Genomic DNA, 18918 nt, shown 5'->3' on the forward strand with positions numbered 1-18918 from the left:
GGGTCGAGGGTAACCGGGCTCACCCGGGAGTGACCGCTGCCACACGCCGAAGGCCCGCCTCGCGCAGTGCGGGACGGGCCTTCGAGGACGTGTGGTGGTCAGGAGGCGGAGACCGCGACCCCGATGTACACGATGAACGCGACGAGGAACGCGACGACGGCGAGGATGATCGCGAACACACCCCAGCGACGGCCGCGCTTGGTGGCGATCGCGACGATGCCCTGCACGATGCCCCACACGCCGAACAGCGTGGCGACCCACATGAAGACGCTGCCCACGGCGAACTGACCGCCGTTCGCGGAGTTCATCAGCGAGTCCTGGAGCTGCCGCTGGAGCTCCTGCTGGTCACTCGCGCTCCCGCTGCCGCCGCTCTGCATGAGGTCGCGGATGACGCCGGTCGCACCGAGCGCGGTCCCGAGGACGTACCCGCCGATGACGCCGAGCACGAGCGCGACGACCGAGGCGACGAAGGCGATGCGGCCGACGGTCGGCTTCTTGGCGACGGGTTCGTGGTGCTGCTGCCACGCCGGGCCGCCCGAGGACGCCGCGGACCCGTACTGCTGCTGGTGGTGCTGCGGCTGGTGCTGCTGGCCACCCCACGAGGGGGCGTCCGACTGCTGGCCCTGCTGCTGCCCGTACTGGTCACCCTGCTGCTGCTGCCCGTACTGCTGGCCGTACTGCTGACCCTGCTGCTGGCCGTACTGCTGCTGCTGCTCGCCGTACTGCGGCGTCGAGTCCGGCGTGATGCGCTCGCCGTAGCGAGGCCGGTCGTCGTTGCTCCGGTCGTCGTTCGTCATGAGGGCTTCCCCGTCTCGTTCGGTCGCGCACCTGCGCGGTCGTCCAGCGTCCATCCTGGCAGCGCGACCGTCCCGTTGCCCGAGAGCGCCGCGCTGGCTACGCCCCGAACACCGACCGGTTCGGCTCCGGCGACGCGACCGCCGTGGCGTCCGTGACGATGGGTGCCCCGGCGATGAACGCCCGCAGCTCGGCCCCGTGCACGACCTTCGCCGGCATCGGGTCCGAGGAGTACCTGCGCGGCATCTCGGCCACGGGCAGGTCCGTCGGGGACCCGAGGAGCACGATGTTGCCGAAGCGCCGGCCCTTGAGCATGCCGGTGTCCGCCACCGCCGCGACCGACGGCAGCACGGACTGCAGCGTCGACGCCTGCCCCCGGGCGAACGCGAGACCGGCACCGTCGGCGACGTTCACCGCGACGATCCCGGTGGGGGAGAGGAAGGCGGCGACCTCCCGGTAGAACTCGACACTCGTCACGTGCGCCGGGATCCGCGACCCGCCGAAGACGTCCACGACGGCGAGGTCGACCGTGCCGTGCAGCCCGTTCGGCAGCTTGCCCAGGACCTCCCGGGCGTCGCCGTACCGCACGCGGATCGAGGCGCCGCGGGGGAACGGCAGCACCTCGCGCACCTGGTCGACGAGGTCGCGCTCGAGCTCGACGACCTGCTGGCGGGAGCCCGGCCGGGTCACCGCGACGTAACGGGGGAGCGTGAGGGCACCAGCACCGAGGTGCAGCGCGGTGATCGGCCCGGGCGGCAGCAGGTCGATGGCGTGCCCGATCCGCCGGATGTACTCGAACGCCAGGTGCGTCGGGTCCTCCAGGTCCACGTGGGACTGGGGCGTGCCGTCGACCACCAGCGTGAAGGACCCCGGCCGGTGCCGGTCGGGCTCGATCACCGAGAACCCCGCACCGAGCTTGAACCCGTCGAACGCATCACCCATGGGTCCATGGAACACCACCGGGATCACCACCCCGGTCACCACCCCTGGGTGGTGGGGCCGCGGACCCGTCCGTCCGACGATGGGACCACCGGCCGGGAACCCCCGCCGGACACCCGGGAAAGGCGCACACCATGTCGGCTCAACTCCTCGCGAACATCGTCATCGGCCTGGCACTCGTGGGCTTCCTCGCGTACCGCCAGGCGACGTGGCAGTACCTCGACCCGACCCGCATCTGGCGCATGCCGCTCGTGATGGCCGGCGTCGGGATCGTCGTCCTCGCCCAGTCCACGGCGACGATCGGCACGACCGACGTCGTGTTCCTCGGCATCGAGGCACTCGTGTCCGTCGGCCTCGGCCTCGCGATGGGCAGCCTGACCCGCTTCCGCACGGTCGCCGCCCCCGACGACAAGGGCCGGACGCTCCAGTCCCGCACCGGTGCGGCCGGGGCCGTGCTGTGGATCGTGCTCATCGTCGTCCGGATCGGCATCGACGTCCTCGGCGGCCACCTCGGCGCGCACCTGCTCAGCTCGACCGGCGCGATCCTGCTCATGCTCGCGGTCAACCGGGCTGCCCGGGCACTCGTCGTCGACCAGCGCATCCCGTCCCGCACCAGCGGCATGATGGTCCGGTGACCCTCCTCTCCGGTGTCGAGCCGGCCGACCTCGCCCGGGGCCGGCCGCGTTCGCGTCTCGGCTGGTGGCTCACCGCCGTCGGGGTCGTCGCCGTCGTGTTCTGGTTCGTGCACAACGGCCTCGCCGTGCACCACCCCGTGTGGGTGTGGGTCGTCGGGAGTGTGGCGCTCGCCGCGTGGGTCGCGCGGGAGGTCGTGCGGTCCGGCCGCGCCGGGTTCGCCGTCGCGGTCGTGATGGTCGTCGCCGGCGCGCTCGTCGCCGTGCCCACGGACGCGCTGCTGCTCGTGCCGGTCATCATCGGCATCGTCGCCCTGCAGGCCAGCGCCGACCTGCCCGTCTGGACCGGCACCGTCGCGGTCCTCGTCGCGATCGTCGAGATCGCCGGCGTCGCCGCACTCGAGCGGGCCCCCGTGGCGCTCGTCCTCGCGGCGTGCGGTGGGCTCGTGCTCGGCGTCCTGGTCGGCTTCAGCCGCCGACAGGTCCGACTCACCGAGCTCCAGGCGCGCCAGGCCGAGCGGGACCAGCAGCGTGCCGAGCTCCTCGCCGACCGCGCCCGGGCGGCCAGGGACGTCCACGACGTCCTCGCGCACTCCCTCGGTGGGCTCGTGCTGCAGCTCGACGCGGTCGAGGCCCTGCTTGAGGCCGGCCGTGTCGACGACGCCACCCGCCGGGCAGCTGACGCCCGCGTCCTCGCCGCTGACGGTCTCGCCGAGGCGCGCCGCGCGGTCCGCGCCCTGCGTGAGGACGACCCGGCACCCGCCGCGACCGACCTGCCGGGGGCGCACCGAGCCTCCCGGCCGGGGACGACCACCGCGACCGCCGCCGCCGGTCTCGCGCCCCTCGTCGACGCCCACCGGTCCTTCGGCGGCGACCTGCACGTCGACGGCGACGTCACCCTGGCCGGACTCGACCCGGCCCACCGTGCCGCAGTGGTCGCCGTCACCCGCGAGGCCCTCAGCAACGCCCGGCGGCACGCGCCCGGCCGACCCGTGACGCTCACCGTCGAGCGGACCGGACCGAGCGGACCCGTCGACGTCGTCGTCACGAACCCCCTGGCGGACCCGGGGCACGGGTTGGTGGGCATGCGCGAGCGCTTCGCCGAGCTCGGCGGTGACGCCACGATCCGTGCCGAGCGCACCGACGACGCGTTCGTCGTCGCGATGCACGTGCCCGCATCGCCCTCCGGGACCGGGGGGACCACGTGAGCATCCGTGTGCTCGTCGTCGACGACCAGGCCATCGTCCGTGACGGCCTGGTGACGGTGCTGTCGCTCGTGCCGGACCTCGAGGTCGTGGGCGAGGCCGCCGACGGTGCCGAGGCGGTCGCCCTCGTGGCCGAGCGCACGCCGGACGTCGTCCTCATGGACCTGCGCATGCCGGTGGTCGACGGCCCGACCGCCACGGCGCGGATCACGGCGGCGCACCCCGGGGTCGCGGTCCTGGTGCTGACGACCTTCGCCGACGACGACTCGATCACGACCGCCCTCCGCGCCGGCGCCCGGGGGTACCTGACGAAGGACGCGGGCCGGGTGGAGATCGCCACCGCGATCCGGGCGGTGGCCTCTGGTCAGTCGACCTTCGACGCCGCGGTCGGGGCCCGGCTCGTCGCTGCGCTCGGGACGCCGGCCCTCTCGACACCCCCGACGCCGGTGTCGCTCCGCGAGCGCTTCCCTGAACTCACCCCGCGCGAGGCCGACGTGCTCGAGCGCATCGCCGACGGCCGGACGAACCCGGAGATCGCCGCGGAGCTGTTCCTGACGGTGCCGACCGTGAAGTCCTACGTGAACCAGCTGTTCCAGAAGCTCGGGGTGCGGTCCCGCGCGGAGGCCGTCGCCCTCGTCCTGCGCTGACGCCGCCGCGTTTCGCGGTCGCGCGTCCCCCGCTCTGGGGTGAATGCGTACACATGAACGGACAGTGAACGCCAAGGCACGCGACGTACCGTCGACGGGTCGTCCGCCGAGCGCGTCGACCTCCGGAGCCCTCGTGCTCCTGGCGGGTCCGCATCCGGCAGACCGTGGCGCGCACCCCACTGCCGCCACCCACGGGTCGCGCCGCAGCACCCGCGCCGTCGGCGCGCCCCAGTGCGCTCCGACCTCGAACACACCGCGTCCGGGTGCCCCACGCTCCGGACCGCACGCACCAGGAGACCCACTTGTCCGCCGACACCATGAGCATCCAGACGCCGTGCCGCGTCGTCGCGAGCCGACCGACCGGGCCGAGTCGAGCCTCCCGTCCATTCCACGCCGACCGCGAGGCGGCGCCGCTCTGGATGCGCGCGATCGGTGCAGCGCTCCTGGGTGCCGGAACCGCCCTGTCGGCGGCCGTCCTCGCCTGGCCGGGGGATGCGCCGGAGGTGGCACTCCTGGTACCGGGCTTCCTCGGCATGGCCGTCGGCCTGCTGCTCCTGCTCGCGCGTGCCGGGTTCACCGTCACCGAGCGGCACGTGACGCTGCACTTCCGCCCGCTGCCGCCGCGCCGCATCCAGCGGAGCCGGATCGTCCAGGCGCGCCTGGTCGAGGCCGACGCGACCACCTACGGCGGCATCGGCCTGCGCGTCGGTCGCGGGGTGCGGGCGCTCCTGCTCTCACCGGGTCTGGGCATCGAGCTCACCGACGACCGTGGCCGGACCACCTTCGTCCGGACGCGTCGTCCGGAGGACGCGTTCCGTGCGCTGGCTGGTCTGGCCGGTCAGCCGGGAGGCTCGGTGCACGCCGAGCGCGAACGCCTCGGCTGACCGGCTGGTCGCCGCTCGATCCGCAGCGGGACGGGGATCGCGGGGGAGCGACCGGCGGGAGCAGTGACCCGGCCGTCGTGCTTATACACGGCTCCGGCGAACTTGGTCAAGCCAGGACTGGACAGCACGTGCGACCACTGCATATGATGACTGTTCGCGCTCCCTGGCATCCGCGTCGTCATATTGCGGTCGACCGAAAGTCCTCGAAGGACTCCGCCTGGTGCAGCCGGACCCGCACATGTCGGCAGGTCCCGCTCACCACGATCATCGCACATGCAACTCCTCCACCCGGATGGTGCATGACCGCGTGTTCTCGTGGGGTCGTCGGCGTTCAATCCACTCACCTACATGCTGCCCGTCAGTATCGGCCCGACGGGGCCAACCGGAGGTCAAACCCTTGGCTGCTGCGCTCAACGCATCCACCAACACCCCCAAGAACGGTCGCAACCACTCGCGACTCTCGTTCGCCAAGATCACGGACACCCTCACGGTTCCTGATCTGCTCGCTCTCCAGACGGAGAGCTTCGACTGGCTCGTCGGCAACGACGTTTGGAAGGCCCGACTGGCCGAGGGGCAGGAGCAGGGTCGCACCGACCTCGCGCTGCACTCCGGCCTCGAGGAGATCTTCGAGGAGATCTCCCCGATCGAGGACCTCGGCGAGACGATGCAGCTCTCGTTCACGTCCCCGGAGCTCGAGGACCCGAAGTACTCGATCGACGACTGCAAGGAACGCGGCAAGACCTACGCCGCCCCGCTGTACGTCAACGCCGAGTTCATGAACCACATGACCGGTGAGATCAAGACGCAGACGGTCTTCATGGGCGACTTCCCGCTCATGACCGAGCGCGGCACGTTCATCATCAACGGCACCGAGCGCGTCGTCGTCTCGCAGCTCGTCCGCTCGCCGGGCGTGTACTTCGAGCGTCAGCAGGAGAAGACGTCCGACAAGGACATCTACTCCGCTCGCGTCATCCCGTCCCGCGGTGCCTGGCTCGAGTTCGAGATCGACAAGCGCGACCAGGTGGGCGTGCGCATCGACCGCAAGCGCAAGCAGTCGGTCACGGTCTTCCTCAAGGCGCTCGGCATGACGAGCGAGGAGATCCTCGAGGAGTTCCAGGGCTTCGCCTCCATCGAGTCGACCCTCGAGAAGGACGCCATCCTCACGAAGGAAGAGGCGCTCAAGGACATCTACCGCAAGCTGCGCCCGGGCGAGCAGGTCGCTGCCGAGGCCGCGCGTGCGCTCCTCGACAACTTCTACTTCAACTCCAAGCGCTACGACCTGGCGAAGGTGGGCCGGTACAAGCTCAACCGCAAGCTCGGCATCGACGCGCAGCTGAGCGACTCGGTCCTGACCGTGCAGGACATCGTCCGCACGATCAAGTACCTCGTCTCCCTGCACGCCGAGAAGACGAACCTCGACGGCGTCCGCGACGGCGAGCCGGTGCAGCTGCGCCTCGACGTGGACGACATCGACCACTTCGGCAACCGTCGCATCCGCGCCGTCGGTGAGCTCATCCAGAACCAGGTCCGCACGGGTCTGTCCCGCATGGAGCGCGTCGTCCGCGAGCGCATGACCACGCAGGACATCGAGGCCATCACCCCGCAGACCCTGATCAACGTGCGCCCCGTCGTCGCCGCGATCAAGGAGTTCTTCGGCACCTCGCAGCTGTCGCAGTTCATGGACCAGAACAACCCGCTCGCGGGCCTGACGCACAAGCGGCGTCTGTCGGCCCTCGGCCCGGGTGGTCTGTCCCGTGAGCGTGCCGGCGTCGAGGTCCGTGACGTCCACCCGTCGCACTACGGCCGCATGTGCCCGATCGAGACCCCGGAAGGCCCGAACATCGGCCTGATCGGCTCGCTCGCGTCCTTCGGTCGGATCAACTCGTTCGGCTTCATCGAGACCCCGTACCGTCGCGTCGTCGACGGCGAGGTCACGAAGACCATCGACTACCTGACCGCTTCGGAAGAGGACGAGTTCGTCGTCGCGCAGGCCAACGCCCCGCTGACCAACGACTTCCACTTCGCCGACGACAAGGTGCTCGTCCGCAAGAAGGGCGGCGAGGTCGAGCTCGTCGGCCGCGGCGAGGTCGACTACATGGACGTCTCCCCGCGCCAGATGGTGTCGGTCGCGACGTCGCTCATCCCGTTCCTCGAGCACGACGACGCGAACCGCGCGCTCATGGGTGCGAACATGCAGCGCCAGGCCGTGCCGCTCCTCCGCTCCGAGTCGCCGCTCGTCGGCACCGGCATGGAGGGCTACACCGCCATCGACGCCGGCGACGTGATCATCGCCGACAAGGCCGGTGTGGTCTCCGAAGTCTCGGCCGACGCCGTGACCCTGCAGCTCGACGACGGCGGCACGCAGTCGTTCTACCTGCGCAAGTTCGACCGCTCGAACCAGGGCACCAGCTACAACCACCGCGTGATCGTCAGCGCCGGTGAGCGTGTGGAGCAGGGCGAGGTCATCGCCGACGGCCCCGCGACGGAGAACGGCGAGCTCGCGCTCGGCAAGAACCTCCTCGTCGCGTTCATGCCGTGGGAGGGCTACAACTACGAGGACGCGATGATCCTGTCGCAGAACCTCGTGAAGGACGACACCCTCTCCTCGATCCACATCGAGGAGTACGAGGTCGACGCCCGCGACACCAAGCTCGGCAAGGAAGAGATCACCCGCGACCTGCCGAACGTCAGCCCGGACCTCCTGGCCGACCTCGACGAGCGCGGCATCATCCGCATCGGTGCCGAGGTCCGCCCCGGCGACATCCTGGTCGGCAAGGTCACGCCGAAGGGCGAGACCGAGCTCTCCGCCGAGGAGCGCCTGCTCCGCGCGATCTTCAACGAGAAGTCGCGCGAGGTGCGCGACACCTCGCTGAAGGTGCCCCACGGTGAAGAGGGCACGATCATCGGCGTCAAGGTGTTCGACTCGCAGGACGGCGACGACGAGCTCGGCTCGGGCGTCAACCAGCGCGTGGTCGTCTACATCGCCCAGAAGCGCAAGATCACCGCGGGCGACAAGCTCGCCGGTCGTCACGGCAACAAGGGCGTCATCTCGACGATCCTGCCGGTCGAGGACATGCCGTTCCTGGCGGACGGCACCCCGGTCGACATCGTGCTGAACCCGCTCGGCGTCCCCGGCCGCATGAACTTCGGTCAGGTGCTCGAGATCCACCTCGGGTGGCTCGCGAAGCAGGGCTGGAAGGTCGACGGCATCCAGGAGTGGGCTTCGGCTCTCCCCGAGGCCGCCCACAGTGCGGAGCCCGGCACCAAGGTCGCCACCCCGGTGTTCGACGGCGCCTACGAGCGTGAGATCGAGGGCCTCCTCGACTCGACGCTCCCGAACCGTGACGGCGAGCGCCTGATCGGTTCCTCCGGCAAGGCCCAGCTCTTCGACGGCCGCTCCGGCGAGCCGTTCCCGGAGCCCGTGTCGGTCGGCTACATGTACATCCTGAAGCTCCACCACCTGGTCGACGACAAGATCCACGCCCGTTCGACCGGTCCGTACTCGATGATCACGCAGCAGCCGCTGGGTGGCAAGGCGCAGTTCGGTGGACAGCGTTTCGGCGAGATGGAGGTGTGGGCGCTCGAGGCATACGGCGCGGCCTACGCCCTCCAGGAGCTCCTGACGATCAAGTCCGACGACATCCTCGGCCGCGTGAAGGTCTACGAGGCGATCGTCAAGGGCGAGAACATCCAGGAGCCCGGCATCCCGGAGAGCTTCAAGGTCCTCATGAAGGAGATGCAGTCGCTCTGCCTGAACGTCGAGGTCCTCTCGGCCGACGGCCAGGCGGTCAGCCTCCGCGACACGGACGACGAGGTCTTCCGTGCCGCTGAAGAGCTCGGCATCAACATCTCCTCGCGGTTCGAGTCGTCCTCCGTCGACGACATCTGATCCCGCCCCGCCCGACAACGTTTCGAATTCAGCAAGAGAGAAGAACATTGCTCGAAGCAACTTCCTTTGACGCACTGCGGATCGGCCTCGCCACGGCCGAGGACATCCGCCAGTGGTCGTACGGCGAGGTCAAGAAGCCGGAGACCATCAACTACCGCACCCTGAAGCCCGAGAAGGACGGTCTGTTCGGCGAACAGATCTTCGGTCCTTCCCGCGACTGGGAGTGCGCCTGCGGCAAGTACAAGCGAGTCCGGTTCAAGGGCATCGTCTGCGAGCGCTGCGGCGTCGAGGTCACCAAGTCCTCGGTCCGCCGTGAGCGCATGGGCCACATCGAGCTCGCCGCGCCCGTCACGCACATCTGGTACTTCAAGGGCGTCCCGTCGCGCCTGGGCTACCTGCTGGACATGGCGCCGAAGGACCTCGAGAAGGTCATCTACTTCGCCGCCTACATGATCATCAGCATCGACGAAGAGGGCCGGCACGCTGACATGCCGGGTCTCGAGAACGAGATGCGCCTCGAGATCAAGAACCTCGAGAACCAGCGCGACTCGATCATCGCCGACCGCCTCAAGAAGCTCGAGGACGACCTCGCCGCTCTTGAGGAAGAGGGCGCCAAGGCCGACATCAAGCGCCGGACCAAGGACACCGCCGAGAAGGAGATGGCCCAGGTCCGCAAGTCCTTCGACGAGGACATCACCCGTCTCGAGCGTGTGTGGGAGGACTTCCGCAACCTCAAGGTGGGCGACCTCAAGCCCGAGGACGCCGTCTTCCACGAGCTGCAGGACCGCTTCGGGATCTACTTCGACGCCTACATGGGCGCCGAGGCGATCAAGCTGCGGCTCGAGGCCTTCGACCTGACCGCCGAGGCCGAGGCGCTGCGTCTGCAGATCGCCGAGGGCAAGGGCCAGAAGAAGATCCGCGCGATCAAGCGTCTGCGCGTCGTCAGCTCCTTCCTCGCCACCGGCAACTCGCCGGCAGCGATGGTGCTCGGCGTCGTGCCGGTCATCCCGCCGGAGCTCCGCCCGATGGTGCAGCTCGACGGTGGCCGCTTCGCCACCTCGGACCTCAACGACCTCTACCGTCGTGTGATCAACCGCAACAACCGTCTCCGCCGCCTGCTCGACCTCGGTGCCCCCGAGATCATCGTGAACAACGAGAAGCGCATGCTGCAGGAAGCGGTCGACGCGCTGTTCGACAACGGTCGTCGTGGACGTCCGGTCACGGGTACCGGCAACCGCGCCCTGAAGTCCCTGAGCGACATGCTCAAGGGCAAGCAGGGTCGTTTCCGCCAGAACCTGCTCGGCAAGCGCGTCGACTACTCGGGCCGTTCGGTCATCATCGTCGGCCCGCAGCTCAAGCTCCACCAGTGCGGTCTGCCCAAGCAGATGGCGCTCGAGCTGTTCAAGCCGTTCGTCATCAAGCGCCTGATCGACCTGTCGCACGCGCAGAACATCAAGTCGGCCAAGCGCATGGTCGAGCGTTCGCGTCCGCAGGTGTGGGACGTGCTCGAGGAGATCATCCGCGAGCGCCCCGTCCTGCTGAACCGTGCGCCGACGCTGCACCGCCTGGGCATCCAGGCGTTCGAGCCGCAGCTCGTCGAGGGCAAGGCCATCCAGCTCCACCCGCTCGTGTGTGCCGCGTTCAACGCGGACTTCGACGGTGACCAGATGGCGGTGCACCTGCCGCTGTCGGTCGAGGCCCAGGCCGAGGCCCGCATCCTGATGCTCGCCTCGAACAACATCCTCAAGCCGTCCGACGGCCGCCCGGTGACCCTGCCCGCACAGGACATGATCATCGGTCTGCACCACCTGACGACCGTCCGCGAGGGCGCCGTCGGTGAGGGCCGTTCGTTCTCCTCGGTCGCCGAGGCGATCATGGCGAAGGACCAGAACACGCTGCACCTCAACGCGACCGTGAAGATCCGCATGTCGGGTGTCCACTTCGCCGAGGGTGAAGCACCCGAGGGCTACGAGCTCGGTCAGTCGATCCTGCTCGAGACCACCCTCGGTCGCGCGCTCTTCAACGAGACCCTGCCGGCGGACTACCCGTTCGTGCAGAAGGTCACCGACAAGGGCACCCTCTCCGCGATCGTCAACGACCTCGCCGAGCGCTACTCCAAGACCGAGACGGCCGCCGCGCTGGACCGGATCAAGGACGCGGGCTTCTACTGGGGCACGCGCTCCGGTGTGACCGTGGCGCTCTCCGACGTCGTGACGCCTCCTCGCAAGAAGGAGATCATCGCGGGCTACGAGGTCCAGGCCGCCAAGGTGCAGGGCGAGTTCGACAAGGGTCTGATCACCGACTCCGAGCGTCGCGCCGACCTGATCAAGATCTGGACCGAGGCCACCAACGAGATCGCCCAGGAGATGCGGGACAACTTCCCCATCGACAACACGATCAACCGCATGGTGTCCTCCGGCGCCCGAGGCAACTGGCTGCAGGTCCGCAACATCGCCGGTATGCGTGGTCTGGTGAGCAACCCGAAGGGCGACATCATCGCCCGCCCGATCATCAACTCGTACCGCGAGGGCCTGACCGTGGCGGAGTACTTCATCGCCACCCACGGTGCTCGCAAGGGTCTTGCCGACACCGCGCTGCGCACCGCGGACTCCGGGTACCTCACCCGTCGTCTCGTGGACGTCTCGCAGGACGTCATCATCCGCGAGGACGACTGCGGCACGACGCGTGGCCTCGAGCTGCCGATCGCGACCGTGGACGCTGACGGCAAGCTGGTCCGCGACCCCCGCGTCGAGAACACCGTGTACTCCCGCACCCTCGCCACCGCGGCGTCGGACGCGTCGGGCACGGTCGTCGCCGAGGGTGGCGAGGACGTCGGTGACGTCCTCCTGGACACGCTGCTCGCTGCCGGTGTCGAGAGCATCAAGGTGCGGTCGGTCCTGACCTGCGAGTCGGCCGTCGGTGTCTGCGCGCAGTGCTACGGCCGCTCGCTCGCCACGGGCAACCTCGTCGACATCGGCGAGGCGGTCGGCATCATCGCCGCCCAGTCCATCGGTGAGCCCGGTACCCAGCTGACGATGCGTACCTTCCACACGGGTGGTTCGGCCTCGGCCGACGACATCACCCAGGGTCTGCCCCGTGTCACCGAGCTCTTCGAGGCTCGTACCCCCAAGGGCGCGTCCCCGATCGCCGAGGCCCCCGGCCGCGTCGTCGTCGAGGACACGGACAAGGGCCGTCGGATCATCCTGACGCCGGACAACGGCGACGAGCCGTTCATCTACCCGGTGCTCAAGCGTGCAACGCTCCTCATCGAGGACAACCAGCACGTCGAGCTCGGCGAGCAGTTCATCGCCGGCACCGTCGACCCGAAGGAAGTCCTCCGGGTCAAGGGTGTCCGAGAGGTCCAGAAGCACCTGGTCAACGGTGTGCAGGACGTCTACGGCTCGCAGGGTGTGCCGATCCACGACAAGCACATCGAGGTCATCGTCCGTCAGATGCTCCGCAAGGTGACGGTCGTCGACCACGCCGACACGGACCTGCTGCCGGGTGAGCTCGTCGACCGGTCGCGCTACAACGCGATCAACCGTGCGGCGCTGCAGGAGGGTCGCAAGACCGCCTCGGCTCGCCAGGAGGTCATGGGCATCACGAAGGCGTCCCTCGCGACCGAGTCGTGGCTGTCCGCCGCGTCCTTCCAGGAGACCACCCGCGTGCTCACGCAGGCGGCCATGGAGGGCAAGCAGGACCACCTCGTCGGCCTCAAGGAGAACGTCATCATCGGCAAGCTCATCCCCGCGGGGACGGGTCTCAGCCGGTACCGCGACGTGGACGTGAACGCGACGGAAGAGGCGAAGGCAGAGCGGTACCCCAACCGCATCTTCGCTGACGACTCGTCGTTCTCGGACGCCGACCTGAGCTTCGTCGACTTCGACAGCTTCTCGTCGGACGACTTCACGCCGGGTACCTACAACTGAGCAGGCGCAGGCGGCTGGACACCAGCCTCCTGAGCCGGTCGGTCTGACGGAAGGGCCCCGCATCCACCTGGATGCGGGGCCCTTCCTGCGTCGGGTGGGTGCGCTAGAGCGAACGCCCCGCGTCGCTGTCCTGGCCGCCGTGTCCACGGCCCGTCTCGTCCGCGAGCGAGTACAGGCTGAGGACGTTGCCGTCGGGATCACGGACGTCGAACCAGTCGACGGCTCCGTCGACGTGTTCCACGGGGCCGACGTCGATGCCGAGTGCGGCGATCCTGCGGTGCTGTGCGGCCACGTCGTCGACGCCGAAGCGCACCAGGACGGCGTTCTCCTCGGCGCCCGGGTCCTCGACCAGCTGGATCCAGATCCCGCCGATCTCGTACTCCGCGACGCCCTCGGCGGGTTCGAGGTCGGGGTCGACCCGTTCGAACACGGCGCCGTACCAGAGGCAGGACGCCTCGAGGTCGGTGACGGGCAGCCCCACGGTCACGCTCGTGATCTCCATGCCTCATCATGTCCTCTGGGTGCTCGCCCCGTCGAGGGGATCCGCGGGCTGGGCTCGCGTTGATCCCGGTGCTGAGGTGTTCCTCCACAGGTGGCCGCTGAGGCAGAACTGTCCACGCACCCCTGTTCTGGGTGCACCTGGACCCCCTCGCCCCCTCATTCTGGGACTGCGGCACCGACCGGTGCCGGACGTAGCGTTGTCGAGCGTCGAGCCCCCTGGTCGGCGCTTCGACCCCACCCGCTTGCGCGCGACACCGAGGAGGCTCCGAGACCCATGGCGACGCTCTCCGAGATCCTGATCCTGAACGGCGCTCTCCCGATCGAGCACCTCGACTCCCTGACCGGAGACGAGGACATCGACGAACGCTCGATCCGCTCCCTGGTCACGCAGGGCGTGGTGAGCGAGGCGCAGTTCATCACCGCGCGGGCCGCGTCGAACAACTCGAAGACGGTGCCCCTGACCGACTACCCGGTCGACGGCACCGCGGTGTCGATGCTGCCGGCAGCCCTGTGCCGGCGTCACGGCGTGCTCGGCGTCGGGTTCGAGGGCGAGATCCTGGTCCTCGCGATGGTGAACCCGTCGAACGTGCTGGCGATCGACGACGCCCGTGCCGCCTCCGGCCGCACCATCAAGCCGCTGCAGGTGGACGAGCGCGACCTCGCCACCGCGTTCGACCGCTACCTGCGCGCTGACGACGAGCTGAACGACCTGACCTCCTCGCTCGAGGAAGAGGCGGGCCGCAGCACCGAGCAGCAGGTCGACCTCGCCGACGGGTCGCTCGACGACGTCCCGATCGTCCGCTTCGTGAACCTGCTCGTCTCGCAGGCCATCCAGGACCACGCCTCGGACATCCACATCGAGCCCGGCGAGCACGAGGTCCGCGTCCGGTACCGCATCGACGGCGTGCTGCACGAGATGGCGCCAGCGCCGAAGAACATCCAGAACGGCGTGATCAGCCGCCTGAAGATCATGAGCGACATCGACATCGCCGAGCGACGCAAGCCGCAGGACGGCCGCATGTCGGTGCGTCACGGCGGTCGGCAGATCGACCTCCGCGTGGCGACGCTGCCGACGGTGTGGGGCGAGAAGGTCGTCATGCGCATCCTCGACAACACGAACACGTCGCTGACGCTCAAGGACCTCAACCTGCTCGACCGGAACGCCGCCGCGTACCAGCGCTCCTACTCCAAGCCGTACGGGATGATCCTGGTCACGGGCCCCACCGGCTCGGGCAAGTCGACCACGCTGTACACGACCCTCAACGCGGTCGCCAAGCCGGAGATCAACGTCATCACGGTCGAGGACCCGGTCGAGTACCGCATGGCCGGGGTCAACCAGGTGCAGGTCAACCCGAAGGCCGGTCTGACGTTCGCGTCCGCGCTGCGCAGCATCCTCCGCTCCGACCCCGACGTCGTGCTCCTCGGTGAGATCCGCGACCACGAGACCGCGCAGATCGCCATCGAGGCCTCGCTCACCGGTCACCTCGTGCTCTCCACCCTCCACACGAACGACGCCCCCTCGGCCATCACGCGCCTGACCGAGATGGACATCGAGCCCTTCCTGGTCGGTTCCGCGCTCGACTGCGTCGTCGCCCAGCGTCTGGCTCGCAAGCTCTGCGACCGGTGCAAGGCGCCCGCGATCTACGAACCCGAGCAGCTCCGCGCCCTCGGGTTCATCGACGGGGAGGACGTCCCCGCGTTCTTCGCCCCGATCGGCTGCGCGGTCTGCTCGAACACCGGGTACCGCGGCCGCATCGCCCTGCACGAGGTCATGACCGTGTCGGAGGAGATCGAGCGGCTCGCCGTCGCCCGGGCCTCGAGCGCCGCCATCAGCCGCGTCGCGCAGGACCAGGGCATGCTCACCCTCCGGCAGGACGGGTGGGAGAAGGTCAAGCTCGGCATGACGAGCATCGACGAGATCATGCGCGTGGTCGCGTAGCGAGGGCAGGGGACGATCATCATGAGCGACTCGGTGTACGACATCACCACCGCCGGCAACGAGCCCGTCGCCGGCTGGCACCCCGGCCGCCCGGGCCACGAGATCGGTTCGCGCCGCGCTGCCCGGATGGCGCAGACCGGCACGCAGCCGACCGTCGCCCCGGCCCAGCCGGTGCCGGACGTCCCCGTGTACGACGTCGCCGTGCACGACGTCCCCGTGTACGACGTCCCCGTGTACGACCTCGGCGACGACGTCGCCGGGTGGCCCGCACCGTCCGGCTCACCCGTCGCCGTGCCGGTGGCGCAGCCGCACGCCGCCCCGGCGACCCCGCCGGCTGCGGTCCCGCCGTCGACGGCCAGCTACGGCTACCCCGACGCGGTGACCCAGCACCTGCCGGTCGTCCCTGTGCAGCCGACCACGAGCCTCCAGGTCCTGCCCGGCTCGGACAGCTCGGAGATCCACTTCACCCACCACGCGCGGGAGGTCGCCGACCCGGACCTGCTGACCGCGCTCGCGCAGGTCGTCTACCAGGGGGCCTCGGACCTCCACCTGACCGCCGATGCCGCACCGACGGTGCGCGTCGACGGCGCCCTGCGCCCGGCGGTCCCGGGTGGGCCGTGGGCGCGGAACAAGGTGGTGGCGGCGCTCACGACGTTGCTGTCCGCCGAGCAGGCCGCTCAGTTCGACCAGGACCAGGAACTCGACTTCGCCTACTCGCTGTCGCCGGAGTACCGCTTCCGGGTGAACTACTACCAGCAGCGCGGCAACTGGGGCGCGGCCTTCCGCATCATCCCCACCAAGATCAAGACGCTCAAGCAGCTCGGCATCCCGGCGCACGTGTCGGAGTTCGCCAAGCTGCCGCGTGGGCTCGTGCTCGTGACCGGTCCCACCGGGTCCGGCAAGTCGACCACCCTCGCCGCGCTCATCGACCTCGTCAACGAGACCCGTGCTGACCACATCGTGACGGTCGAGGACCCGATCGAGTTCATGCACGACCACAAGAAGGCGATCATCAACCAGCGCGAGGTCGGTGCGGACACCCACTCGTTCGCCGCCGCCCTGAAGCACGTCCTGCGGCAGGACCCCGACGTGATCCTGATCGGCGAGCTCCGCGACCTCGAGACCATCTCGGTCGCGCTGACCGCGGCCGAGACCGGGCACCTGGTGTTCGCGACCCTGCACACGCAGAGCGCTCCGGGCACGATCGACCGCATCATCGACGTCTTCCCGCCGCACCAGCAGGGGCAGATCCGGACGCAGCTGGCCACGACGCTCGAGGGCGTCGTCTGCCAGACGCTCGTGCCGAAGGCGAACGGCTCCGGTCGCGTCGTCGCCACGGAGATCATGAAGACCACCCCCGCCATCGCCAACCTGGTCCGCGAGGGCAAGACGTACCAGATCACCTCGGCCATGCAGGCCGGGCGTGACGCCGGCATGCACACCATGGACCAGGACCTCGCCGAGCTCGTCAACGTCGGCACCGTCACCCGTGCCGCGGCGATGGAGAAGGTCCACGACCACGACGGCTTCGACCGGCTCGTCCAGCGCGTCGAGTCCCCCTCCGACTCGTCCGCCGCGGCCATCGCCGCGAGCGAGATCGACTTCGGCGACAAGTTCTCCGGAGGCCACTGATGTCACTCGCATTCGACTACCGCGGGCGGGACGTCGCCGGCAAGCTCGTGAAGGGGCGGCTCGACGCTGCGTCCGAGGGTGCCGTCGTCGCCCGGCTGCGCGGGATGGGCGTCTCGCCGATCGACATCAGCGAGGCCAAAACGGGCACCGGGCTGCAGACCGAGATCAAGATCCCGGGGTTCGAGAAGGGCGTCGGGCTCAAGGACCTGGCGATCATGGCGCGGCAGGCATCGACGATGCTGTCGTCGGGGTTGTCGCTGCTGCGCGCGCTGACGATCCTCACCGACCAGACCGACAACAAGAAGCTCAAGGGCGTGCTCGCGAAGGTCCGCGACGAGGTCGAGCACGGTGTCTCCTTCTCGGACGCGGTGTCGAGGTACCCGGTCGACTTCCCGCCGATCATGATCAACATGATCCGGGCGGGGGAGACGGGCGGCTTCCTGGACCAGGCGATGGACTCGATCGCCACCAACTTCGAGAAGGAGCACAAGCTCCGCTCGACCATCAAGTCCGCGATGACCTACCCGGTCGTCGTGCTGTGCATGTCGCTCGCCGCTGTTGTCATCATGCTCGTGTTCATCGTCCCGATCTTCCAGGACATGTTCTCCAGCCTCGGTGGCAAGCTCCCCCTGCCGACGATGATGCTCGTCTACCTGTCGCACGCGATGGTCTACGTCGGGCCGGTCCTCGCCGTGGCGATCATCCTCGGGTGGTTCTGGTGGCGCGCGAACAAGAACACCGACCGGGTCCGTGCCTTCGTCGACCCGCTCAAGCTGAAGCTCCCGGTGTTCGGGCAGCTCAACCGCAAGATCGTGATGGCCCGGTTCTCCCGGAACCTGTCGAACATGATCGGTGCCGGGGTGCCCATCCTCGAGGCGCTGAGCATCGCCGGTCAGGTGTCGAACAACTTCGTCGTCGAGAAAGCGCTGAACCGCGTTTCCGAATCGGTCCGGAAAGGCGAATCGATCGCCGCTCCACTGGAACGCGAAACGGTTTTCCCGACAATGGTCTCGCAGATGATCGCCGTCGGTGAAGACGCCGGTTCCATGGAATTGATGTTGGAACGCATCGCGACCTTCTACGACAATGAAGTGGAATCCACCACCGAGGCATTGACGTCACTCATCGAGCCGCTGCTCATCGCGTTCCTCGGCGTGGTCGTCGGTGGCATGATCGTCGCGCTCTACCTGCCGATCTTCCAGATCTCCACGCTCATCAAGTAACGAGGACCCCTCATGGCGGACCACCCCCTCGCGGGGGTGGTCCGTTTGGTCGTCACCCCTGGTACTGGGGGCATTTCGCACTCGTGTGCCCCCCGTTCTCGGGATTATGCCCGGAAACCAGCGTGAATACGCTCGACACCGGCGGCAGAGCTAGCCCCCGAACCCTTTCCGAAATCATTCCCGAAAGAATGGAAGAGCACATGTACTCCGCTCTCATGGGCAAGCTGAACGCTCGCCGCAACGGCCTCGTCGAGAACAACGACAAGGGCTTCACCCTGATCGAGCTCCTGGTCGTCGTGATCATCATCGGCATCCTCGCCGCGATCGCCATCCCGGTGTACCTCGGCATCCAGAACAACGCGAAGGACTCGGGCGCGCAGTCCGACCTGTCGAACACGAAGACGGCGATCATCGCCGTGCAGACCCAGGCCAACGCGTCGACCTTCCCCACCACCGCGCCGAGCTTCACGACCGACCCTTACAAGGCGGCCGGCGCGACGAGCAACAGCTCCGACACGCTCACCTACACGGCGAACTCGGGCGGCACGGCGTTCTGCATCCAGGCCAAGAGCAAGTCGGGAACGAACTTCGGCATCACCGACAACAGTGGTGCCGCCAAGGGCACCTGCTCGGCCGGGGTCTTCACCGCGGCCACCTCGTAGTCGACCTGACGGGGACGGGCGGGTCGAGCGATCGACCCGCC

At 68.8% G+C, this 18918-nt stretch carries 13 protein-coding genes; 10 read left to right on the plus strand and 3 right to left on the minus strand.

Annotated features, from left to right (window positions below; translation table 11 throughout):
• Positions 1-98 precede the first annotated feature (98 nt).
• Both OXR63_RS15000 and OXR63_RS15005 read right to left on the minus strand, forming a co-directional pair.
• Positions 99-797 (minus strand): DUF4064 domain-containing protein, encoded by a 699-nt coding sequence (locus OXR63_RS15000; RefSeq protein ID WP_267424562.1) that lies wholly within the window; start codon positions 795-797, stop codon positions 99-101.
• Between the two features lie 97 nt (positions 798-894).
• Complete coding sequence (locus OXR63_RS15005) at positions 895-1737, minus strand: spermidine synthase (RefSeq protein WP_267424563.1); 843 nt, start codon at positions 1735-1737, stop codon at positions 895-897.
• A 131-nt stretch (positions 1738-1868) separates the two neighbouring features.
• On the opposite strand from OXR63_RS15005, the gene OXR63_RS15010 reads away from it, so the two are divergent.
• The 6 genes from OXR63_RS15010 to OXR63_RS15035 all read left to right on the plus strand — a co-directional run bounded on the left by OXR63_RS15010 (position 1869) and on the right by OXR63_RS15035 (position 12920).
• Entirely contained in the window at positions 1869-2369 is a 501-nt protein-coding gene (locus OXR63_RS15010) for a hypothetical protein (protein WP_267424564.1), read from the plus strand.
• Entirely contained in the window at positions 2366-3574 is a 1209-nt protein-coding gene (locus OXR63_RS15015; protein WP_267424565.1) for a sensor histidine kinase, read from the plus strand. Before OXR63_RS15010 ends, OXR63_RS15015 begins: the two co-directional genes overlap by 4 nt.
• The gene (locus OXR63_RS15020; RefSeq protein WP_267424566.1) at positions 3571-4218 is read left to right on the plus strand and encodes a response regulator transcription factor; all 648 of its coding nucleotides are present in this window, start codon (positions 3571-3573) and stop codon (positions 4216-4218) included. The genes OXR63_RS15015 and OXR63_RS15020 overlap by 4 nt, the downstream gene beginning before the upstream one ends.
• Before the next feature lie 302 nt (positions 4219-4520).
• Positions 4521-5102 (plus strand): hypothetical protein, encoded by a 582-nt coding sequence (locus tag OXR63_RS15025; protein WP_267424567.1) that lies wholly within the window; start codon positions 4521-4523, stop codon positions 5100-5102.
• Positions 5103-5499: 397 nt separating this feature from the next.
• Positions 5500-8991, plus strand: a complete 3492-nt coding sequence (rpoB, locus tag OXR63_RS15030; protein WP_194659377.1) for a DNA-directed RNA polymerase subunit beta — start codon at positions 5500-5502, stop codon at positions 8989-8991.
• Positions 8992-9038: 47 nt separating this feature from the next.
• Positions 9039-12920, plus strand: a complete 3882-nt coding sequence (locus OXR63_RS15035; RefSeq protein ID WP_267424568.1) for a DNA-directed RNA polymerase subunit beta' — start codon at positions 9039-9041, stop codon at positions 12918-12920.
• A 103-nt stretch (positions 12921-13023) separates the two neighbouring features.
• On the opposite strand, the gene OXR63_RS15040 is transcribed toward OXR63_RS15035, so the two are convergent.
• Positions 13024-13422 (minus strand): VOC family protein, encoded by a 399-nt coding sequence (locus OXR63_RS15040; RefSeq protein ID WP_267424569.1) that lies wholly within the window; start codon positions 13420-13422, stop codon positions 13024-13026.
• A gap of 273 nt (positions 13423-13695) precedes the next feature.
• Here OXR63_RS15040 and OXR63_RS15045 point away from each other — a divergent pair, with 273 nt between their 5' ends.
• The 4 genes from OXR63_RS15045 to OXR63_RS15060 all read left to right on the plus strand — a co-directional run bounded on the left by OXR63_RS15045 (position 13696) and on the right by OXR63_RS15060 (position 18877).
• Positions 13696-15360, plus strand: a complete 1665-nt coding sequence (locus tag OXR63_RS15045; RefSeq protein ID WP_267424570.1) for a GspE/PulE family protein — start codon at positions 13696-13698, stop codon at positions 15358-15360.
• A 21-nt stretch (positions 15361-15381) separates the two neighbouring features.
• Positions 15382-16992 carry a type IV pilus twitching motility protein PilT gene (locus OXR63_RS15050; RefSeq protein WP_276584925.1) on the plus strand — a complete coding sequence of 537 codons (1611 nt, stop codon included), beginning with the start codon at positions 15382-15384 and terminating at the stop codon, positions 16990-16992.
• Positions 16992-18215 carry a type II secretion system F family protein gene (locus OXR63_RS15055; protein ID WP_267424571.1) on the plus strand — a complete coding sequence of 408 codons (1224 nt, stop codon included), beginning with the start codon at positions 16992-16994 and terminating at the stop codon, positions 18213-18215. The genes OXR63_RS15050 and OXR63_RS15055 overlap by 1 nt, the downstream gene beginning before the upstream one ends.
• 200 nt (positions 18216-18415) lie before the next feature.
• On the plus strand, positions 18416-18877 hold the full coding sequence (locus OXR63_RS15060) for a type IV pilin protein (protein WP_267424572.1): 462 nt from the start codon (positions 18416-18418) through the stop codon (positions 18875-18877).
• Positions 18878-18918 lie beyond the last annotated feature (41 nt).

It is taken from the genome of Curtobacterium sp. GC_Cur_3 (assembly GCF_026544205.1).
Lineage (GTDB): Bacteria > Actinomycetota > Actinomycetes > Actinomycetales > Microbacteriaceae > Curtobacterium.

Excerpts from the sequence above, each read along its gene's own strand:
- OXR63_RS15000 (WP_267424562.1), bottom strand. The coding sequence starts at position 797 with ATGACGAACGACGACCGGAGCAACGACGACCGGCCTCGCTACGGCGAG.
- OXR63_RS15060 (WP_267424572.1), top strand. The coding sequence starts at position 18,416 with ATGTACTCCGCTCTCATGGGCAAGCTGAACGCTCGCCGCAACGGCCTC.
- OXR63_RS15040 (WP_267424569.1), bottom strand. The coding sequence starts at position 13,422 with ATGGAGATCACGAGCGTGACCGTGGGGCTGCCCGTCACCGACCTCGAG.
- OXR63_RS15010 (WP_267424564.1), top strand. The coding sequence starts at position 1,869 with ATGTCGGCTCAACTCCTCGCGAACATCGTCATCGGCCTGGCACTCGTG.
- OXR63_RS15055 (WP_267424571.1), top strand. The coding sequence starts at position 16,992 with ATGTCACTCGCATTCGACTACCGCGGGCGGGACGTCGCCGGCAAGCTC.
- OXR63_RS15005 (WP_267424563.1), bottom strand. The coding sequence starts at position 1,737 with ATGGGTGATGCGTTCGACGGGTTCAAGCTCGGTGCGGGGTTCTCGGTG.
- OXR63_RS15045 (WP_267424570.1), top strand. The coding sequence starts at position 13,696 with ATGGCGACGCTCTCCGAGATCCTGATCCTGAACGGCGCTCTCCCGATC.
- OXR63_RS15050 (WP_276584925.1), top strand. The coding sequence starts at position 15,382 with ATGAGCGACTCGGTGTACGACATCACCACCGCCGGCAACGAGCCCGTC.